This is a genomic window from Neptuniibacter sp. CAU 1671 (genome assembly GCF_029222905.1).
Lineage (GTDB): Bacteria > Pseudomonadota > Gammaproteobacteria > Pseudomonadales > Balneatricaceae > Neptuniibacter.
The window spans coordinates 13,556-30,170 of sequence record NZ_JARHUE010000002.1 but is presented as its reverse complement, the minus strand read 5'-3'; the positions used below and the strand labels follow the sequence as shown (position 1 = coordinate 30,170).

The following is a 16,615-nucleotide window of genomic DNA, read 5'->3' as shown; positions in this document are numbered from 1 at the left end:
AAACAACAAGGAGCAGTGTCATGTATAAACCGTCCATTGGTGTGGTCACCCCCTGGAAACAGCTGGAAGGACTTGAGCACTTTAAATACCACATTGTGCATATTGATGAAGTGCAGCAACGGGCAGAAGTTCTGTTCTGGTTTGATGCGCATAAGCCGATCATTCTGCACCGGCATTGCGCGCTGAACAAAACATTGGTGCTGGAAGGTGAACATATTATCTACGGCGCTGACGGTAAGGTTGAAGAGATCCGCCCCACCGGCAGTTACACCATAACCCCCGCGCTGGAGACACCCCATTCTGAAAGTGGCGGCGAAGGGGGCGCGGTGGTGCTGTTCAGTATTTTTGATAATGGCGGCTTGCCACTGTATGAACTGATGGATGAGCAACAGAATATTCTTGCCACCCTCAGCATGACAGATCTGGTGGCACTGCATCAGCCTCCGGTCACGGCAAGCTCTGAACAAACAGTTTACGCGTAAACAACTACAACTTAGCGGGAGACTCTAATGAACGCCTTAACCGGTCTGGTACTCGGCCTCAGCTTATGCGCCAGCAGCGCTTTTGCCGCACAGGATCAGCAAGACTGGTCGTTATACGGTAACGGCCTGCACAATCAGCGTTTCAGCCCAATCAGCCAGATTAACCGGGACAACGTTGCCGGTCTGGCACTGGCCTGGAAATATGAGACCGGTATAAAGGCGTCGTTTCAGACCAGTCCGATTGTGGTAGGCCGGGTGATGTATTTCAGCACCCCGTTCAACCACGTGGTGGCAGTAGATGCCGTGTCCGGAAAAGAGATCTGGCGCTATGAACATCCGCTCAAAAGCAAAAAAAGCTGCTGTGGACCGGCCAACCGCGGTGTCGCGGTAGCGCAGGGCAAGGTGTTTCAGGCCACGATTGACGGACATCTGATTGCCGTGGATCAGACCAGCGGTCAACTGGTCTGGGATACCCAGGTAGGCGATATCAGCCTGTCCACACAGGAAACACTGGGCAGCCTGCTGCAGGGCTCTGAGCTGGGCGAAAAAGCCACTCTGATTGGGGGCACCAGTCACAGTTTCAATATGGCACCTCAGGTGTATCAGGATCAGGTCATCATCGGCAGTACCGGGGCCGGTTATGGTCTGCATCTGGATACCGAACAGGGCCTGAAAGTGGTCGGACTGGGTGATGGCCGTACCGGCCTGCGCGGTTTTCTGGCGGCGTTTGATGTCAACACCGGCAAGGAGCTTTGGCGCTGGTACAGCGTATCCGGCGAAACCTGGGTCGGCGACTGGTCTGAGACCACCTCTGATGGTGTGCCGCTGCACCGTGATATCAGCAAGGAAATCAGCAAATCTGAACGTTTCCGTGACAGCTGGAAACTGGGCGGTGGCTCCATCTGGACCACGCCGGCGGTGGACACTGAAACCGGCTGGCTGTTTGTCGGCACCGGTAACCCCGCCCCCAATATGGATGACTCCACCCGTCCCGGTGACAACCTGCACACCTCCAGTCTGGTTGCCATTGACAGTAAAACCGGTCAGCTTAAGTGGGCCTATCAGCAGGTGCCCCATGACCGCTGGGGCTATGATGTATCCAGCCCACCCGCACTGTTTGATGTGACCATTCAGGGTGAAACCGTGAAAGCGGTGGGGCAGGCTGGCAAAACCGGCTGGTACTACGTACTGGACCGTGAAACCGGTGAGCTGCTGTTCAAGTCCGAACCCTTTGTTCCCCAGACCAATCTGTTTGCAGACCCCACTGAAGAAGGTGTCACCGTGGCACCGGGCATTGCCGGTGGCAGCAACTGGTCGCCGGTCTCCGTCGATAACCAGCAAAAAACTGTTTATGTGGCAGCCGTGCATCGCCCTGCCACTTACTTCCGCAAACCGCTGAATCTGGATAGCAACCTGCCCTGGCAGACCTACAGCTATTTTGAGTTCCCGGATAAGGAGGTTTACGGCACCCTGACCGCAATCAATCTTAACGACGGTTCACTGCGTTGGCAGCAGAAAACCCGCCAGCCCATGCTCGGCGGCGTGCTGGCCACTGCGGGCCAACTGGTCTTCAGCGGCGAAGGTGACGGTGAGTTTTTTGCCGTGGATGCGGCCACCGGGAACAAACTCTGGTCCTATCAGGCTCCCTATGGGGTAAATGCGCCACCGATCAGTTATCAGATCGATGGTCGCCAGTACATTGCTGTCGCAGCTGGGGGCAACAAGCTGGCAGGTTACCCTACCGGCGACCAGATTCTGGTGTTTGCCCTACCGCAAAAAACACAATGAACCGGGCTGCTACTTGGGTAGGAATTTACCCGGCGGCCCTTTCACCGGCCGCTGGGTTGTAGTATCAACAACTTATGAACCTTTAACTGGAAGAAACACGTGTATCAGCCGATCGCCTACAAAACTCTGCTCTACTGGCTTCTGATGGCTGGCCTGATGCTGTTTGGCATCTATATCAGCTGGGATCTGCAGGTGCTGCAAACCATTCTGCATCAGGACAAAACCCGTCTCAGCCTGCTGATTCTGATCATGCTGCTGGTGATGTCGGTGCACTGCGCCCGTCGTAGCTACTTTATCGCCCGTCAGTTTTTGATGTTTGATCATTTCCACCAGCAGTTCACCCGTGGCCAGCATCCGGGCATCAGCCAGCCCTATGCTGAAGGCCGCTCGCTGTCGCAGGACTATTTTTCCGGCCTGCAGAAAAGCCACAGCGCCAACCATGAAAACGAAAATGCACTGCTGGCCGAACTACTGGCAGAAGGCGCCCGGGGTTCGCATCAGGTGGGCTGGTTTGTCTCCGGCCTGATGGTCAAACTGGGTCTGCTGGGTACTGTTGTGGGTTTTGTCATCATGCTCAGTTCCATCTCCGGACTGGAAAATCTAGACCTGTCCGATATCAAAGAGCTGATGCAGCAGATGACGCAGGGCATGGGCATTGCCATGAACACCACCATGATCGGTCTGGTCTGCAGCATGCTTTTGGGAGCGCAGTATCTGATGCTGGATCGTATGGCTGATCGCCTGATTGCAGAGACCGTCAACCTTGGCCATCGTTTCGGTGATGGCAGCCGGGTGAACGGATAAGCCTATGGCGCTGTTCAACCACAAACGCGACTTTGATATCGACCCGTTCACGGATCTGCTGTTCAACGCGTTGCTGACCTTCACTTTTTTGTTTCTGGTGGCGCTGCTGTTGCTCAATCCGCCGGCTAAGTCGGGCATCATCGACCCCAAAGCGGAGTTTCTGATCACCGTCAGCTGGCCGGACCGTAACCCCAACGACATCGATGTCTGGGCACAGGGGCCCGATAACTCACAGGTCTGGTATATGCGCACCCAACAGGGGCTGATGCATCTGGACCGGGATGACCGCGGCATGGCTAACGATACTCAGGTCATTAATGGACAGGAGATCGTCAATCCGCTGAACCAGGAGGTACTGACCATTCGTGGTCGCCCACCAGGGGAGTACATCGTAAACCTGCATTATTTCAAAAGCGAAAACCAGGAAGAGGTGCCAGTCACCGTCTACCTGGCTGAGGTGAACCCGGTAATGAAGGTGCTCAATTACAGCACCACCACCCTGAAAAAAGAGGGCGAAGAAGTCACCGCCCTGCGCTTTACCATCACTCCCGGGGGTGAGGTAGTTAATATCAATCAGTTGCAAAAAAGTATTATTGAGGCAGATGCGAAATGAATGAAGTACTGCTGGGCCTGATCCTGGCCTATGTGTTTCTCACCGCGGTGCTGATGCTGGCCGTAATCTCTGGCCGCTTGCATTGGATATTCAAACTGACGCTGGTACTGCTGGCGCTGGTGTTTTACTGGGTCAGTTACCAGGGCTGGAAACAGGCTCAGGGCTGGCCTACCGACGCGGATGTACCGGAACAGTTCCTGATGCACTATGCCGTCGTGGAGGAGCCTGATAAAGAAAAAGGCATCGAAGGCAGCATCTTCCTCTGGCTGACGGACCTTAAAGGCCAGAAGCTGGCCGAGGAACCACGCGCCTACCGCATCCCCTATGATCAGGCGACCCATACCAATATTCAGGTTGCCATGAAAGATATCCGCAACGGCAGTGTGCAGTTGGGGCAGCGTTCACCCAAACCGGAAAAACCCGAAAGCGTAGAGGGTAAAAAGGCCTTTGGCGAACATAAGTATCTGCTTGAATTTTCCGACCTGCCGGATCCGGCACTGCCGGAGAAATAATCATGCGCAGATTAATGCTTCTGAGCCTCTCAGCGCTGATATTAGGTGGCTGTGGTGCCGATATTCCTGAGACTGATTATTTCCCACTGCAGGAAGGCGTGCGCTGGGAATATAAAGTCACGGAGGATCTCACCGACCGTCGCAGTGAACGCAGCTTCAGCATCGAAAACCGCGGCCCTGCAAAACTTGAAGGCCGCTATGCCGATGAGCCGGTCAGTATTCGCCACACCAGCGACGGTACCGATTATTACATCCTGCAGGATGATACCGGCAGTTATCGGATCGGAAAGCGGACCCTGATTGAATACAGTCCGCGCTACGAGGAAGAAGAGGTGCGGATCCTGCCGAACTTCAAGGATCTTGATCTGGGGCGTAACTGGTCCACCACCACCCGCCCCTACGCGCTGCACAGTCTGCCTTCATACGCCGTTGAAGAACCGGGCGGAAGACAGGTCTATATGGTGTTTGAGATTGTCGGACTGAAAGAGACCGTGACCGTGCCAGCCGGCACCTTCACCAACTGCATTAAAGTAGAGGGGCTGGCCAAAGTGAACCTCTATGCAGACCCCAAGATCGGCTATATGGACGTGAAGCTGACCCAGACCGAGTGGTATGCACCGGGGGTTGGGCTGGTCAAACTGGTACGGGAGGAACCGCTGGATCTGGAAATCTTCAAAGGCGGCACCATCAGCTTTGAGCTGACCCGTTTTGATCCCTGAACCAGGGTTTCTGAAAGCATAAAAAAGCCGGACATTTGAGCCCGGCTTTTTTATGACGAAAATCCAGAGATCAGGCTGGCACTGCCAGTTCGAAGTCCTGTTCACTCAGATGCTGCTGCATCAGTTTACGGGCGGCACAGGCGCATTTGCCACAGGTACCGGCAACATCGAGTGACTGATTAAGATCCCGCAGGTTACGTGCGCCCTGCTCAACCGCTTCTTTAACCTGACGATCCGTAACGTTGTTGCAAATGCAGATATACATACAAGATAAAACCGGCAAACTGTTAATTTAATATAAATGATAATACTTATCATTTGGTTTTATTTCAACGCTAACCTTGTCTCTTTGTATGAAGATTTTTCTATATAGATTCGGGATGCCATCGCCGGCTTCATTTTGTTAGGCTGTCAGAGACACTCAAAAATTTGGGCTAAACTGAAAACCTGCTCTGAGACCACGGTTACAACAATAAGGAACTTCCCATGCAAGGCGACAAACAAGTCATCGCATTGTTAAACAAAGTCCTCACCAGCGAATTGACCTCCATTAACCAGTTTTTCCTGCACGCGCGGATCTACAAAAACTGGGGCTTCAATGAGCTGAACGAAAAAGCCTACAAAAAATCGATCAAGGATATGAAGCAGGCAGACGAGCTGATTGAACGTATTCTGTTTCTGGAAGGACTGCCCAACCTGCAGCACCTTGACCGACTGCGGATTGGTGAACACACCGAAGAGATGCTGCAGTGTGATCTGGACTTTCAGATGGATGAGCTGGCCCTGCTGCGCACGGCCATCGCCGGATGTGAACAGGCCAGTGATTACGTGAGCCGGGATATTCTGGAAGAGATTCTCGAATATGAAGAGGAATATGTCGACTGGCTGGAAACCCAGCAATACCTGATTCAGCACACCGGTATTGAAAACTATCTGCAGTCGAATATCTGAGGACAGGACAATGAAAGGTAATACACGGGTCATCAATGCCCTGAATGAACTGCTGGCGATGGAGCTGGCCGCCATGGACCAGTACTTCATCCACTCCCGGATGTATGAAGACTGGGGTCTGACCAAACTCTACGAACGCATCGACCATGAATTTGATGATGAGAAAGGCCATGCGGCGGCGCTGATCGAACGTATGCTGCTGCTGGAAGGCACGCCGGACATGACCAAGCGCACCGGCTTTAAGGTGGGCAAAGATGTCCCGGAGATGCTCACCTACGACCTGCAGCTGGAATATGATGTGGGCGATGCGCTGAAAAAAGCGATCAAAATCTGTGAAGAGGAGCAGGATTACCAGAGCCGTGAAATTCTGGAAAAACTGCTGGAAGACACCGAGGAAGATCATGCCTACTGGCTGGAACAGCAACTGGGTCTGATCAAACGCATCGGTATCCAGAACTACCTGCAGTCCCAGCTCTCATAACAGCCGGGCACAGAGACAAAAAAACCGCCAGAAGGCGGTTTTTTTATCGGTATCAGACTCAGCTTACTGCTTCATCTTCTTCCAGATCCTTCATGGACAGCTTGATACGGCCGCGCTGATCCACGTCCAGTACCTTAACGGTAACCATCTGATCCATCTGGATGTAGTCAGTCACTTTCTCAACACGCTTGTTGTCGATTTGAGAGATGTGAACCAGACCATCTTTGCCAGGCAGGATGTTTACAAACGCACCGAAGTCTTCGATACGCACAACTTTACCCTGGTAGATTTTGCCCACTTCAGCTTCAGCGGTGATCTCCAGAATCTTGTCGGTAGCTCGTTTCGCCGCAGAACGGTCTTCTGCATAGATACGTACGGTACCGTCTTCTTCGATATCGATAGAGGCACCGGTTTCTTCGGTCAGCGCACGGATAGTCGCGCCACCTTTACCGATAACATCACGGATCTTCTCTGGGTTGATCTTAATCTGCGTCATGGCAGGCGCATTGTCCGGCAGTTCAGGACGCGCATAACCGATGACCTGCGCCATCTCTTTCAGGATGTGGATACGGGCATCAAATGCCTGCTCCAGCGCAATGTCCATGATCTCTTCAGTGATACCGGTGATCTTGATGTCCATCTGCAGCGCAGTAACACCGTGTTCAGTACCGGCTACTTTAAAGTCCATATCGCCCAGGTGGTCTTCGTCGCCCAGGATGTCGGTCAGTACCGCAAAACGGTCGCCTTCTTTCACCAGACCCATCGCGATACCGGCAACTGGCGCTTTCAGCGGTACACCCGCGTCCATCATGGACAGGGACGCACCACAAACAGATGCCATGGAGCTGGAACCGTTGGATTCAGTGATCTCGGATACGATACGGATGGTGTACGGGAACTCTTCCTGTGTTGGCAGAACCGCAGCCACACCACGACGCGCCAGACGGCCGTGACCGATCTCACGACGACCGGCACCGCCCATACGACCACACTCACCTACAGAATAAGGAGGGAAGTTGTAGTGCAGCATGAACGGATCTTTACGCTCGCCTTCGATCGCGTCAATGATCTGCTGATCACGTGCGGTACCCAGAGTACAGGTAGCGATAGCCTGAGTTTCACCACGGGTGAACAGCGCAGAACCGTGAGTACCTTTCAGCACGTCGATTGCCACGTTGATTGGACGGACAGTTTTGGTGTCACGACCGTCGATACGTGGCGCGCCATCCAGAATGCGTCCGCGAACAACTTCTTTTTCCAGTGACTTGAAGATGCCTTCAACATCACCCGCATCCGGAGTGCCTTCGGCACCGGTAGCGATCTGAGCCAGCGCCTGAGCGCGCAGCTCGGCAACAGCCGCCTGACGCTGCATTTTGTCTGCAACCTGATAGGCATCGGCCAGACCAGCGCCAACAACCTCGCGCACCTGAGCGATCAGAGCTTCGTTTTTCTCAGCTGGCTGCCAATCCCAAACAGGCTTGCCGGCTTCAGCAACCAGTTCGTTGATCGCGTTGATAGCAATCTGCATTTCCTGGTGCGCAAACAGTACCGCACCCAGCATTTCGTCTTCAGACAGTTCTTTCGCTTCAGACTCAACCATCAGTACCGCATCAGCAGTACCGGCTACAACCATGTCCAGCTCGGACGTAGACAGTTGCTCATAAGATGGGTTCAGGATGTAACCGTCAGCTTCAGTGAAGCCAACACGCGCACCACCGATTGGCCCCTGGAACGGGATACCGGAGATCGCCAGCGCCGCAGAGGTACCCAGCATTGCTGCAATATCCGGATCATTTTTCTTGTCTGCAGACACAACAGTACAGATCACCTGTACTTCGTTCATGAAACCTTTCGGGAACAGTGGACGAATAGGACGGTCGATCAGACGGGAAGTCAGGGTTTCTTTTTCGGAAGGACGCGCTTCACGTTTGAAGAAACCACCAGGGATACGGCCAACGGCGTAGTATTTTTCCTGATAGTGTACGGACAGCGGGAAGAAGTCCTGACCCGCTTTGGCATCTTTGGCACCTACAACAGTACACAGTACCTGGTTGCCACCCATGGTTACCATAACGGAACCGGTTGCCTGACGGGCAACACGGCCGGTTTCCAGAGTGACTTCCTGGTTACCGAACATGAAGGTTTTTTGTTTGATATCAAACACGTTAATCACCTTTGTTTAAGTTAACGGGCGCTACGGTCAGATACCTATCATGCTCTGAGACTTGCCTGTACTCAGCTGCACTCTGGTTAAAAGCGCAGTTGAGTACGGGCGAGATGAAGAGGTTATCTGTGCAGTACCCTAAATAAAACCGGGGCCATACATTGTATGGCCCCAGAAGTGTTACACGACTCTGTTAGCGACGCAGACCCAGACGCTTGATCAGCTCCAGGTAACGATCCGCGTCTTTACGCTTCAGGTAGTCCAGCAGTTTACGACGCTGGTTTACCATGCGGATCAGACCGCGACGAGAGTGGTGATCATGTTTGTTCGCCTGGAAGTGACCCTGCAGACCGTCAATGTTAGCTGACAGCAGCGCGACCTGAACTTCTGGAGAACCGGTGTCACCTTCGCCGCGTGCGAAGTCTTTTACGATTTCCGCTTTTTTCTCAACAGACAATGCCATGTTGTATTTCCTCTTAAATATGCACGCGGTGGCACGCCAACCGCTGGATTAAAGACACGATGTACCGGGCATATTTCCAGTACAACGTCACAACCCGTGCTCCGGGGTGTTCTGCAGATCAGTAGTACTGATCAAACGCTGGGGTTTCAATCGCCCCTGTTCCACCATGGCCACACCTAGGAACTGGCCATCTGTGGTAAATAATCGGACCTGAGTCAGCTCTGGCAACTCTTCACAGAGCAGTGACTGCCCCTGCTGCATCAGCAGACTCTGCTGGGCATCAAGCGAAAATTCCGGTAACGCCGAAACCGCTGCCCAGGGCGGCAATAATAGCGCATCCAGGGTATTTTGTATGCTTTCAAGCTCGGTTTCGGGGTCAAAATCGGCGATTTTTTCCTCAATTTCCGCCAGGGTCAGCATCTGTTCGGCACGGTACGCGCCCACATCCAGCCGGTGCAGGCGGGTCACATGGGCACCACAGCCGAGCAACAGACCAAGGTCCTCAACAATCGAGCGGATATAGGTGCCTTTGGAGCAGTGCACCTCAAGATCCAGTTCATCACCCCGAAAGCCGGTCAACCGAATCGAATGGATGGTGACACGCCGTGGTTTAACCTCAACCTGAATCCCCTTGCGCGCCAGCTTGTACAGCGGCTGACCCTGAAACTTCAGCGCAGAGAACATGGACGGTACCTGCTCGATTTCACCACTGAAGTGTTCCACCAGCAGGGCTTCAATCTGTGCTGCGGTGAGATTTTCAGGCACCGGTTTCTCTTCAACCACCTGGCCATCCGCATCGCTGCTATCGGTACGCACGCCAAGTTTGGCGGTAGTCTGATACACCTTGTCAGCATCTAAAAGGTACTGAGAAAACTTGGTGGCTTCACCCAGACAGATCGGCAGCATGCCGGTTGCAAGCGGATCCAGCGCACCGGTATGGCCCGCTTTCTGCGCCTGATAAAGTCGTTTGATCTGCTGCAGAGCGGCGTTGGAGGAGATGCCTCCGGCCTTGTGCAGTAAGAGAACGCCGTTAACCGGACGGCCACGGCGTTTGCGTTGAGCCCCCAAGGATTACTCCTCGTCTGATTTTTGCGATGCGTTTTCCTGACGGATAGCGCTCTCGATCAGACTGTGCAGGTGACGGCCTCGTTCGATGCTTTCGTCGAAATGAAAACGCAACTGCGGCATCACCCGCAGTTTGATCGCATGGGCCAGTTCCCCGCGCAGAAAACCCGCCGCGTTGTTGAGCACCTTCAGGGCCACCACAATCGCTTCCGCTTCATCCTGATCGCCTTTAGGCAATACAGTGATATACACATCGGCGAAACCAAGATCTTTGCTGACCTTGGCGTGGCTGACTGTGACCATGCCCAGACGGGGGTCTTTGATTTGAAACTGGATCAGTTGAGCCAGCTCGCGCTGGAGCTGGTCACCGATCCGTTGAGTACGGCTGTAATCTCTCGCCATATTGTTTTCAGTTCAACCTTATAGAGTGCGTTGTACTTCGATGGTGTCGTAAACCTCAATCTGGTCACCGACTTTAACATCGTTGTAGTTCTTCACACCGATACCACATTCCATACCCTGACGGACTTCGTTAACGGCATCTTTGAAGCGACGCAGGGATTCCAGCTCGCCTTCATAGATCACCACGTTGTCACGCAGTACACGGATACGTTTGCTGCGGTATACGGTACCCTCGATCACCATACAGCCGGCTACAGAGCCAAACTTCGGCGAACGGAACACATCACGTACTTCCGCGACACCCACGATCTCTTCTTTGTACTCAGGTGACAGCAGACCGGTCATCGCCTGTTTTACGTCATCGATGATGTCATAGATAACGCTGTAGTAGCGCAGCTCGATACCTTCACGCTCCAGGACCTGACGCGCCTGAGCATCCGCACGAACGTTAAAGCCGATCATCAACGCAGAGGCCGTTACCGCCAGGTTAGCGTCGGTTTCAGCAATACCGCCTACACCACCGGAGACAATGTTCACTTTCACTTCGTCCGTGGACAGGTCTTCCAGCGCATGAGTCAGTGCTTCCAGAGAACCCCGCACATCGGTTTTGAGGACGATGTTAAAGGTCTTCACGTCACCTGCCTGCATATTGGCGAACAGGTTTTCCAGCTTGGATTTCTGCTGACGAGCCAGTTTCACATCACGGTATTTACCCTGACGGAACAGCGCCACTTCACGCGCTTTCTTCTCGTTGGACACCATAGTGAACTCGTCACCGGCATCCGGCGTTCCGTCCAGACCCTGAATTTCTACAGGAATGGCCGGACCGGCTTCATCGACCGGCTTACCGTTCTCATCCAGCATGGCGCGAATACGGCCATAATGCAGACCCGCCAGCACGATATCGCCCTTGCGCAGGGTACCGTTCTGAACCAGAACTGTAGCAACAGGACCACGGCCCTTATCCAGACGAGACTCAACCACTACACCCTGACCCGGTGCATTCGGCACAGCGGTCAGTTCAAGGATCTCAGCCTGCAGCAGCACAGCGTCCAGCAGATCATCAATGCCTTCACCGGTTTTGGCAGAAACATTCACAAACTGGTTTTCACCGCCCCACTCTTCAGGGATAACATTCAGCGCGGACAGCTCGTTCTTAACACGGTCTGGGTCGGCCTGTTCTTTATCAATCTTGTTGACCGCAACCACCAGAGGTACGCCCGCCGCTTTCGCGTGCTGAACCGCTTCCTCGGTCTGCGGCATTACGCCATCGTCTGCAGCAACCACCAGAATTACGATATCGGTAACAGAGGCACCACGAGCACGCATTGCAGTGAACGCAGCGTGGCCCGGTGTATCCAGGAAGGTCACCATGCCATTTTCAGTTTCTACATGGTAGGCACCGATATGCTGGGTAATACCACCGGACTCACCTGATGCAACGCGGGTAGAACGGATATAGTCAAGTAATGAGGTTTTACCGTGGTCAACGTGACCCATAACGGTCACAACCGGTGCGCGGCTTTCCGCTTCGCCCTGCTGTGCCTGAATACTTTCCATCAGTGCCTCTTCCACCGCATTTTCCTGCAGCGGTACCGGCTTGTGACCCATCTCTTCCACCACCAGTACAGCAGTATCCTGATCGATCACCTGGTTGATGGTGGCCATGGCACCCATGCCAAACATCACTTTGATGACTTCCGCAGCCTTGATATTCATCTTCTTGGCCAGGTCAGCAACGGTAATGCTTTCCGGGATGCTTACATCCATCACCTGCGGCGCGGTTGGTTCTTTAAAGCCGTGTTTGTTTGGCTTGTTGGAAACCAGCTTGCCTTTTTTGTCACGAACACGGGTCAGTTTACCCCCGCGGCGGTTACCGGAACGGTCATCGTCATCGAAACGTGAACGTCCATCTTCGCGTTTGCGGGTTTTACCGCTGCGACCACCTGCTTCTTTTTTCTTCTCTTCGGTCCAACCTGGCTTCGCTGACCGGTCAGCATCAGCCGCACCGGCGGCTGGCTGCGCTTTTTTGGGCGCGGCGCTGACTTCGCTTTTCTTAAGTTCAGCTTCTGCTTTGGCTTTTGCTTCAGCTTCTTCCTTCGCTTTTGCTTCAGCCTCTGCTTTTGCTTTGGCTTCAGCCTGTGCTTTGGCTTCTGCTTCTTCGCGAGCCAGACGCGCCTGCTCAGCTTCCTGCTGCTGACGCTGCTCTTCTACCTGCTGAACGTCGACCATCGCTTCTTCATTGACCTGATCGTCTACCTGATCAGGCTCAATCTCAGAGCGTTTGATGTAAGTGCGCTTTTTGCGTACTTCAACGTTTACTGTTTTTTTCTTGCCAGATGCGCCAGCTACCTTCAACTGCGAGGTCGTTTTACGCTTCAGGGTGATTTTTTTGGGCTCACCAGCATCACCTGATTCGCCATGACTGCGTTTCAGGTGATTCAACAGGGATTGACGTTCTGCTTCGGAAACCGAAGAAGCTGCATTTTTACCATCAATACCGGCTTCAAGCATCTGCTCCTGCAAACGCTCAACGGAAACACCCACCATATCGGCAAGCTGCTTGACTGTGACTTCTGCCATAAAGGAGGCTCCTCTTCCGTTCTCGTTATTCTTCTGCAAACCAAGGCGCACGTGCGGTCATAATCAGACTCGCAGCACGTTCTTCGTTGATACCTTCGATGTCCAGAAGGTCATCAACAGACTGTTCGGCCAGATCTTCCATCGTAACAATACCCTGAGCGGCCAACAGGAAAGCTAAATGACGGTCCATACCGTCCATCTGCAGAAGATCTTCGGCTGGTTCAGCCTGATCCAATTTCTCTTCATTTGCGATTGCCAGTGTCAGCAACGCATCTTTGGCGCGTTTGCGCAGCTCTTCAACGATGTCTTCATCAAAGCCATCAATCTCGAGCATCTCTTCTACCGGCACATAGGCGACTTCTTCAAGCGTGGTGAAACCTTCATCCACCAGCACCTGTGCCACATCTTCATCCACATCCAGATGCTGAATGAACTGGTCAATGACCGAGCCCACTTCAGACTGATGTTTTTCAACCGCTTCAGCTTCGGTCATCACATTCAGTGACCAACCGGTCAGTTCTGATGCCAGACGAACGTTCTGACCATTACGGCCAATTGCCAGCGCCAGTGCATCTTCAGCGACCGCAACATCCATGGAATGGGTTTCTTCATCCACGACAATAGATGCCACTTCAGCCGGTGCCATTGCATTGATAACCAGCTGCGCCGGGTTATCATCCCACAGCACGATATCAACACGCTCACCGCTCAGCTCATTGGATACAGCCTGTACACGGCTGCCACGCATACCTACGCAGGCACCCACCGGATCGATACGACCGTCGTTGGTTTTAACCGCGATCTTAGCGCGAGAACCCGGATCACGGGCCGCTGCACGAATCTCGATAACTTCTTCGGAGATTTCAGGCACTTCAATTCGGAACAGTTCGATCAGCATCTCGTTGCAGGCACGGCTCAGCACCAGCTGTGGGCCACGGCCTTCAGCACGCACTTCCAGCAGCACCGCGCGAACGCGGTCACCCATACGGAACGCTTCACGCTGAATCAGCTGATCACGTGGCAGCAGCGCTTCCGCGTTGTTACCCAGGTCAACGATAATGTTGTCACGTGTCACTTTCTTAACGGTACCGGAGATCAGCTCACCCAGACGGTCGCGGTACTGCTCAACAACCTTGGTACGCTCGGCTTCACGTACTTTCTGTACGATAACCTGCTTCGCGGTCTGCGCCGCGATGCGACCGAACTTAACAGACTCAACCTGCTCTTCGTGGATATCGCCCGGCTGCATAGCCGTGTCGATTTCCAGCGCTTCTTCCAGCGTCAGTTCTGTACCCAGTGCAGGTACTTCATCATTGCTGACCACCAGCCAGCGACGGAAAGTTTCATAATCCCCGGTGGTACGATCAATGACGACACGGATATCGGCCTCTTCGTCGTAGCGTTTTTTAGTCGCTGTCGCCAGCGCCACTTCAATCGCTTCGAAGATCACCTCTTTAGGAACATCTTTTTCGTTAGATACGGCTTCCGCAACCAACAGAATCTCTTTGTTCATGCCCTTGCCTCGCAAAAAACCCTAATTCCGGTCACTCAAACCGGGGAATAATGTTCGCACGATCGATATAGTCGATCGGCAGCATATACTCTTCATCACCCACAACGACCAAAACATCGTCGCCGTCTACGCCGTTAAGCACACCCTTGAACTTGCGACGTCCTTCAAACGCCAGACGCAAGCGAATCTGGACCTGTTCACCGGCATAGGCCGCGAACTGTTCCAGAGTAAACAGGGGTCGATCCATACCTGGCGAAGAAACTTCCAGGGTGTAGTTTCCGGTAATTGGATCTTCTACATCCAAAATACCGCTGATCTGGTGACTGACACGTGCGCAGTCGTCCACCGACACTCCCTCAGGTGAATCGATATAAACTCGCAACGTGCTGTGGCGGCCCTGAGAGAGAAATTCGATCCCCCAAAGCTCAAATTCCAGTGCTGTTACTGCCGGTTCAAGCAGGGTCTGTAGTTGACCAATCTTAGCTGACACCGCGTCTCCACTTACGTTTGAACGTAATCTGTTAAACCAATAAAAAATGGGTCCAATTGACCCATTCCTGTTGCGCTACACCCTCAGGCGCCACACGAGACCTACGAAAAAGCCCCTTAATAGGGGCTTCTCCAAGAAAAAGGTTGGAAGCGGGGGCCGGATTTGAACCGACGACCTTCGGGTTATGAGCCCGACGAGCTACCAGACTGCTCCACCCCGCAACAAAAAGCTGGCGCAAATTATATATTTACAGCCTACTTTTATCAACACAACAGTACGAATGCTGTTGTGCAAAATGGTGCCCAAGGCCGGACTTGAACCGGCACGGCCTACGGCCACTACCCCCTCAAGATAGCGTGTCTACCAATTCCACCACTTGGGCCAAACTCACTTGATCAGTCTGCTTTTGGAATATCAGACTCGGACGCTGCGGGAGCCGCAGGCGCCTGATTCTCTTCCAGTGCAGGCAGCTGTTCAGTATCAACAACAGGCGCCTCAGCAGCACTTTCAATCAATTCTGCAGAAGGGATGCCCGCATCGTTCACGGCATCCGCTTTATTTTTGGCATACACAGCCAGCACGAAGCTGGTCGCAAAGATGCCTGCAGCAACCACTGCAGTCATGCGTGACAGGAAGTTACCACTGCCGGTACTGCCAAATACTGTCTGAGATGCGCCCGCACCAAAGGAAGCACCTGCCTCAGCACCTTTGCCCTGCTGCAGCAGAATCAGGCCGATTACGGCCGCTGCAAGCAGTACATGAATGATCAGAACTATAGTTTCCATATCAGACCGTCTTTTCTTCACCTGCCACCTGGCAGATGGTGATAAATTCATCGGCTTTCAGCGAAGCACCGCCCACCAGACCACCGTCTACGTCGGGTTTGGCAAACAGTTCTGCCGCATTCGCTGCATTTACGCTGCCGCCATACAGAATGCGACAGCCCTCAGCGATAGACTTGTCGGCTTGCGACAGCTGCTGGCGAATCGCCAGATGCACTTCCTGCGCCTGTTCAGCTGTGGCCGTTTTACCGGTACCAATCGCCCAAACAGGCTCATAAGCAATCACGGCATCAGCAAAGGCCGCAATACCGCAGTGATCAATCACCGCCTGCAGCTGCGTACCAATTACCTGCAGAGTCACGCCCTGCTCACGCTGTTCCAGCGTCTCACCCACACATAGAATCGGCTTTAATCCTGCTTCCAGTGCGGCGCTGAACTTAGCTGCCACCTGCTGATCTGTCTCACCGTAAAGCGCACGGCGTTCAGAGTGACCTAAAATCACATACTGACAACCCAGATCGATCAACATGCCAGGGGCTACTTCTCCCGTATAAGCACCCGCTGAGTGCTCCGATACGTTCTGCGCGCCTACGGCAATCGGGGATTCTTGCAGCGTTTGTGTCACCTGGGCCAGATACACCGACGGCGGACACACCAGCACTTCAGCGACAGTTGCTTGACAACCACTCACCAGACCTGACAACAACGTCCGGATCGATTCGCTGCTGCCATTCATTTTCCAATTACCGGCAACCAGTGCTCTACGCATTGAGACCCCCTCGCAAAGAGGCGCAAATAGTAAC

The 16,615-nt window shown here is 53.4% G+C and carries 18 protein-coding genes and 2 tRNA genes; 8 read left to right on the top strand and 12 right to left on the bottom strand.

Annotation, left to right across the window (positions count from 1 at the left end; genetic code table 11):
* The first annotated feature begins 20 nt into the window (after nucleotides 1-20).
* The 6 genes from P2G53_RS04070 to P2G53_RS04045 all read left to right on the top strand — a co-directional run bounded on the left by P2G53_RS04070 (nucleotide 21) and on the right by P2G53_RS04045 (nucleotide 4,918).
* Nucleotides 21-482, top strand: a complete 462-nt coding sequence (locus P2G53_RS04070; protein WP_275814185.1) for a hypothetical protein — start codon at nucleotides 21-23, stop codon at nucleotides 480-482.
* Nucleotides 483-509: 27 nt separating this feature from the next.
* Complete coding sequence (locus P2G53_RS04065) at nucleotides 510-2,270, top strand: PQQ-binding-like beta-propeller repeat protein (protein ID WP_275814182.1); 1,761 nt, start codon at nucleotides 510-512, stop codon at nucleotides 2,268-2,270.
* Between the two features lie 99 nt (nucleotides 2,271-2,369).
* Entirely contained in the window at nucleotides 2,370-3,074 is a 705-nt protein-coding gene (locus tag P2G53_RS04060) for a MotA/TolQ/ExbB proton channel family protein (RefSeq protein ID WP_275814179.1), read from the top strand.
* A 4-nt stretch (nucleotides 3,075-3,078) separates the two neighbouring features.
* Nucleotides 3,079-3,687 (top strand): hypothetical protein, encoded by a 609-nt coding sequence (locus P2G53_RS04055; protein ID WP_275814176.1) that lies wholly within the window; start codon nucleotides 3,079-3,081, stop codon nucleotides 3,685-3,687.
* On the top strand, nucleotides 3,684-4,199 hold the full coding sequence (locus P2G53_RS04050; RefSeq protein WP_275814174.1) for a hypothetical protein: 516 nt from the start codon (nucleotides 3,684-3,686) through the stop codon (nucleotides 4,197-4,199). The genes P2G53_RS04055 and P2G53_RS04050 overlap by 4 nt, the downstream gene beginning before the upstream one ends.
* A gap of 2 nt (nucleotides 4,200-4,201) precedes the next feature.
* The gene (locus P2G53_RS04045) at nucleotides 4,202-4,918 is read left to right on the top strand and encodes a hypothetical protein (protein ID WP_275814171.1); all 717 of its coding nucleotides are present in this window, start codon (nucleotides 4,202-4,204) and stop codon (nucleotides 4,916-4,918) included.
* A 70-nt stretch (nucleotides 4,919-4,988) separates the two neighbouring features.
* Here P2G53_RS04045 and P2G53_RS04040 read toward each other — a convergent pair whose 3' ends face one another.
* Nucleotides 4,989-5,183: a (2Fe-2S)-binding protein gene (locus tag P2G53_RS04040; RefSeq protein WP_275814168.1), complete on the bottom strand. Its 195-nt coding sequence runs from the start codon at nucleotides 5,181-5,183 to the stop codon at nucleotides 4,989-4,991.
* Nucleotides 5,184-5,404: 221 nt separating this feature from the next.
* Between P2G53_RS04040 and bfr (P2G53_RS04035) the strand changes: the two genes are divergently transcribed.
* Entirely contained in the window at nucleotides 5,405-5,869 is a 465-nt protein-coding gene (gene bfr / locus P2G53_RS04035; RefSeq protein ID WP_275814165.1) for a bacterioferritin, read from the top strand.
* Nucleotides 5,870-5,879: 10 nt separating this feature from the next.
* Entirely contained in the window at nucleotides 5,880-6,350 is a 471-nt protein-coding gene (gene bfr, locus P2G53_RS04030; RefSeq protein ID WP_275814160.1) for a bacterioferritin, read from the top strand.
* A gap of 58 nt (nucleotides 6,351-6,408) precedes the next feature.
* On the opposite strand, the gene pnp is transcribed toward bfr (P2G53_RS04030), so the two are convergent.
* The 11 genes from pnp to tpiA form a co-directional block, all read right to left on the bottom strand.
* The gene (pnp, locus tag P2G53_RS04025; protein WP_275815238.1) at nucleotides 6,409-8,487 is read right to left on the bottom strand and encodes a polyribonucleotide nucleotidyltransferase; all 2,079 of its coding nucleotides are present in this window, start codon (nucleotides 8,485-8,487) and stop codon (nucleotides 6,409-6,411) included.
* Between the two features lie 220 nt (nucleotides 8,488-8,707).
* Nucleotides 8,708-8,977, bottom strand: coding sequence for a 30S ribosomal protein S15 (gene rpsO, locus P2G53_RS04020; RefSeq protein ID WP_275814157.1), 270 nt, complete (start codon nucleotides 8,975-8,977; stop codon nucleotides 8,708-8,710).
* An 87-nt stretch (nucleotides 8,978-9,064) separates the two neighbouring features.
* Nucleotides 9,065-10,045, bottom strand: a complete 981-nt coding sequence (truB, locus tag P2G53_RS04015; protein ID WP_275814154.1) for a tRNA pseudouridine(55) synthase TruB — start codon at nucleotides 10,043-10,045, stop codon at nucleotides 9,065-9,067.
* Nucleotides 10,046-10,048: 3 nt separating this feature from the next.
* Entirely contained in the window at nucleotides 10,049-10,444 is a 396-nt protein-coding gene (gene rbfA, locus P2G53_RS04010) for a 30S ribosome-binding factor RbfA (protein WP_275814151.1), read from the bottom strand.
* 18 nt (nucleotides 10,445-10,462) lie between these two features.
* Entirely contained in the window at nucleotides 10,463-13,027 is a 2,565-nt protein-coding gene (infB, locus tag P2G53_RS04005) for a translation initiation factor IF-2 (protein WP_275814148.1), read from the bottom strand.
* Nucleotides 13,028-13,052: 25 nt separating this feature from the next.
* Nucleotides 13,053-14,540, bottom strand: a complete 1,488-nt coding sequence (gene nusA / locus P2G53_RS04000) for a transcription termination factor NusA (protein ID WP_275814144.1) — start codon at nucleotides 14,538-14,540, stop codon at nucleotides 13,053-13,055.
* A gap of 31 nt (nucleotides 14,541-14,571) precedes the next feature.
* Complete coding sequence (gene rimP, locus P2G53_RS03995) at nucleotides 14,572-15,030, bottom strand: ribosome maturation factor RimP (protein WP_275814141.1); 459 nt, start codon at nucleotides 15,028-15,030, stop codon at nucleotides 14,572-14,574.
* A 144-nt stretch (nucleotides 15,031-15,174) separates the two neighbouring features.
* A tRNA-Met gene (locus P2G53_RS03990) sits at nucleotides 15,175-15,251 on the bottom strand.
* A 75-nt stretch (nucleotides 15,252-15,326) separates the two neighbouring features.
* Nucleotides 15,327-15,412: transfer RNA gene (locus tag P2G53_RS03985), tRNA-Leu, on the bottom strand.
* A 13-nt stretch (nucleotides 15,413-15,425) separates the two neighbouring features.
* Nucleotides 15,426-15,815, bottom strand: a complete 390-nt coding sequence (gene secG, locus P2G53_RS03980) for a preprotein translocase subunit SecG (RefSeq protein ID WP_275814138.1) — start codon at nucleotides 15,813-15,815, stop codon at nucleotides 15,426-15,428.
* A 1-nt stretch (nucleotide 15,816) separates the two neighbouring features.
* Nucleotides 15,817-16,581: a triose-phosphate isomerase gene (gene tpiA / locus P2G53_RS03975; protein ID WP_275814134.1), complete on the bottom strand. Its 765-nt coding sequence runs from the start codon at nucleotides 16,579-16,581 to the stop codon at nucleotides 15,817-15,819.
* Between the last annotated feature and the right edge of the window lie 34 nt (nucleotides 16,582-16,615).

Coding starts and splice junctions, on each gene's coding strand:
- P2G53_RS04045 (WP_275814171.1), top strand. CDS start 4,202: ATGCGCAGATTAATGCTTCTGAGCCTCTCAGCGCTGATATTAGGTGGC.
- P2G53_RS04065 (WP_275814182.1), top strand. CDS start 510: ATGAACGCCTTAACCGGTCTGGTACTCGGCCTCAGCTTATGCGCCAGC.
- secG (WP_275814138.1), bottom strand. CDS start 15,815: ATGGAAACTATAGTTCTGATCATTCATGTACTGCTTGCAGCGGCCGTA.
- nusA (WP_275814144.1), bottom strand. CDS start 14,540: ATGAACAAAGAGATTCTGTTGGTTGCGGAAGCCGTATCTAACGAAAAA.
- infB (WP_275814148.1), bottom strand. CDS start 13,027: ATGGCAGAAGTCACAGTCAAGCAGCTTGCCGATATGGTGGGTGTTTCC.
- P2G53_RS04040 (WP_275814168.1), bottom strand. CDS start 5,183: ATGTATATCTGCATTTGCAACAACGTTACGGATCGTCAGGTTAAAGAA.
- P2G53_RS04050 (WP_275814174.1), top strand. CDS start 3,684: ATGAATGAAGTACTGCTGGGCCTGATCCTGGCCTATGTGTTTCTCACC.
- pnp (WP_275815238.1), bottom strand. CDS start 8,487: ATGTTCGGTAACCAGGAAGTCACTCTGGAAACCGGCCGTGTTGCCCGT.
- bfr (WP_275814160.1), top strand. CDS start 5,880: ATGAAAGGTAATACACGGGTCATCAATGCCCTGAATGAACTGCTGGCG.
- rbfA (WP_275814151.1), bottom strand. CDS start 10,444: ATGGCGAGAGATTACAGCCGTACTCAACGGATCGGTGACCAGCTCCAG.
- tpiA (WP_275814134.1), bottom strand. CDS start 16,581: ATGCGTAGAGCACTGGTTGCCGGTAATTGGAAAATGAATGGCAGCAGC.
- rpsO (WP_275814157.1), bottom strand. CDS start 8,977: ATGGCATTGTCTGTTGAGAAAAAAGCGGAAATCGTAAAAGACTTCGCA.
- P2G53_RS04070 (WP_275814185.1), top strand. CDS start 21: ATGTATAAACCGTCCATTGGTGTGGTCACCCCCTGGAAACAGCTGGAA.
- bfr (WP_275814165.1), top strand. CDS start 5,405: ATGCAAGGCGACAAACAAGTCATCGCATTGTTAAACAAAGTCCTCACC.
- P2G53_RS04055 (WP_275814176.1), top strand. CDS start 3,079: ATGGCGCTGTTCAACCACAAACGCGACTTTGATATCGACCCGTTCACG.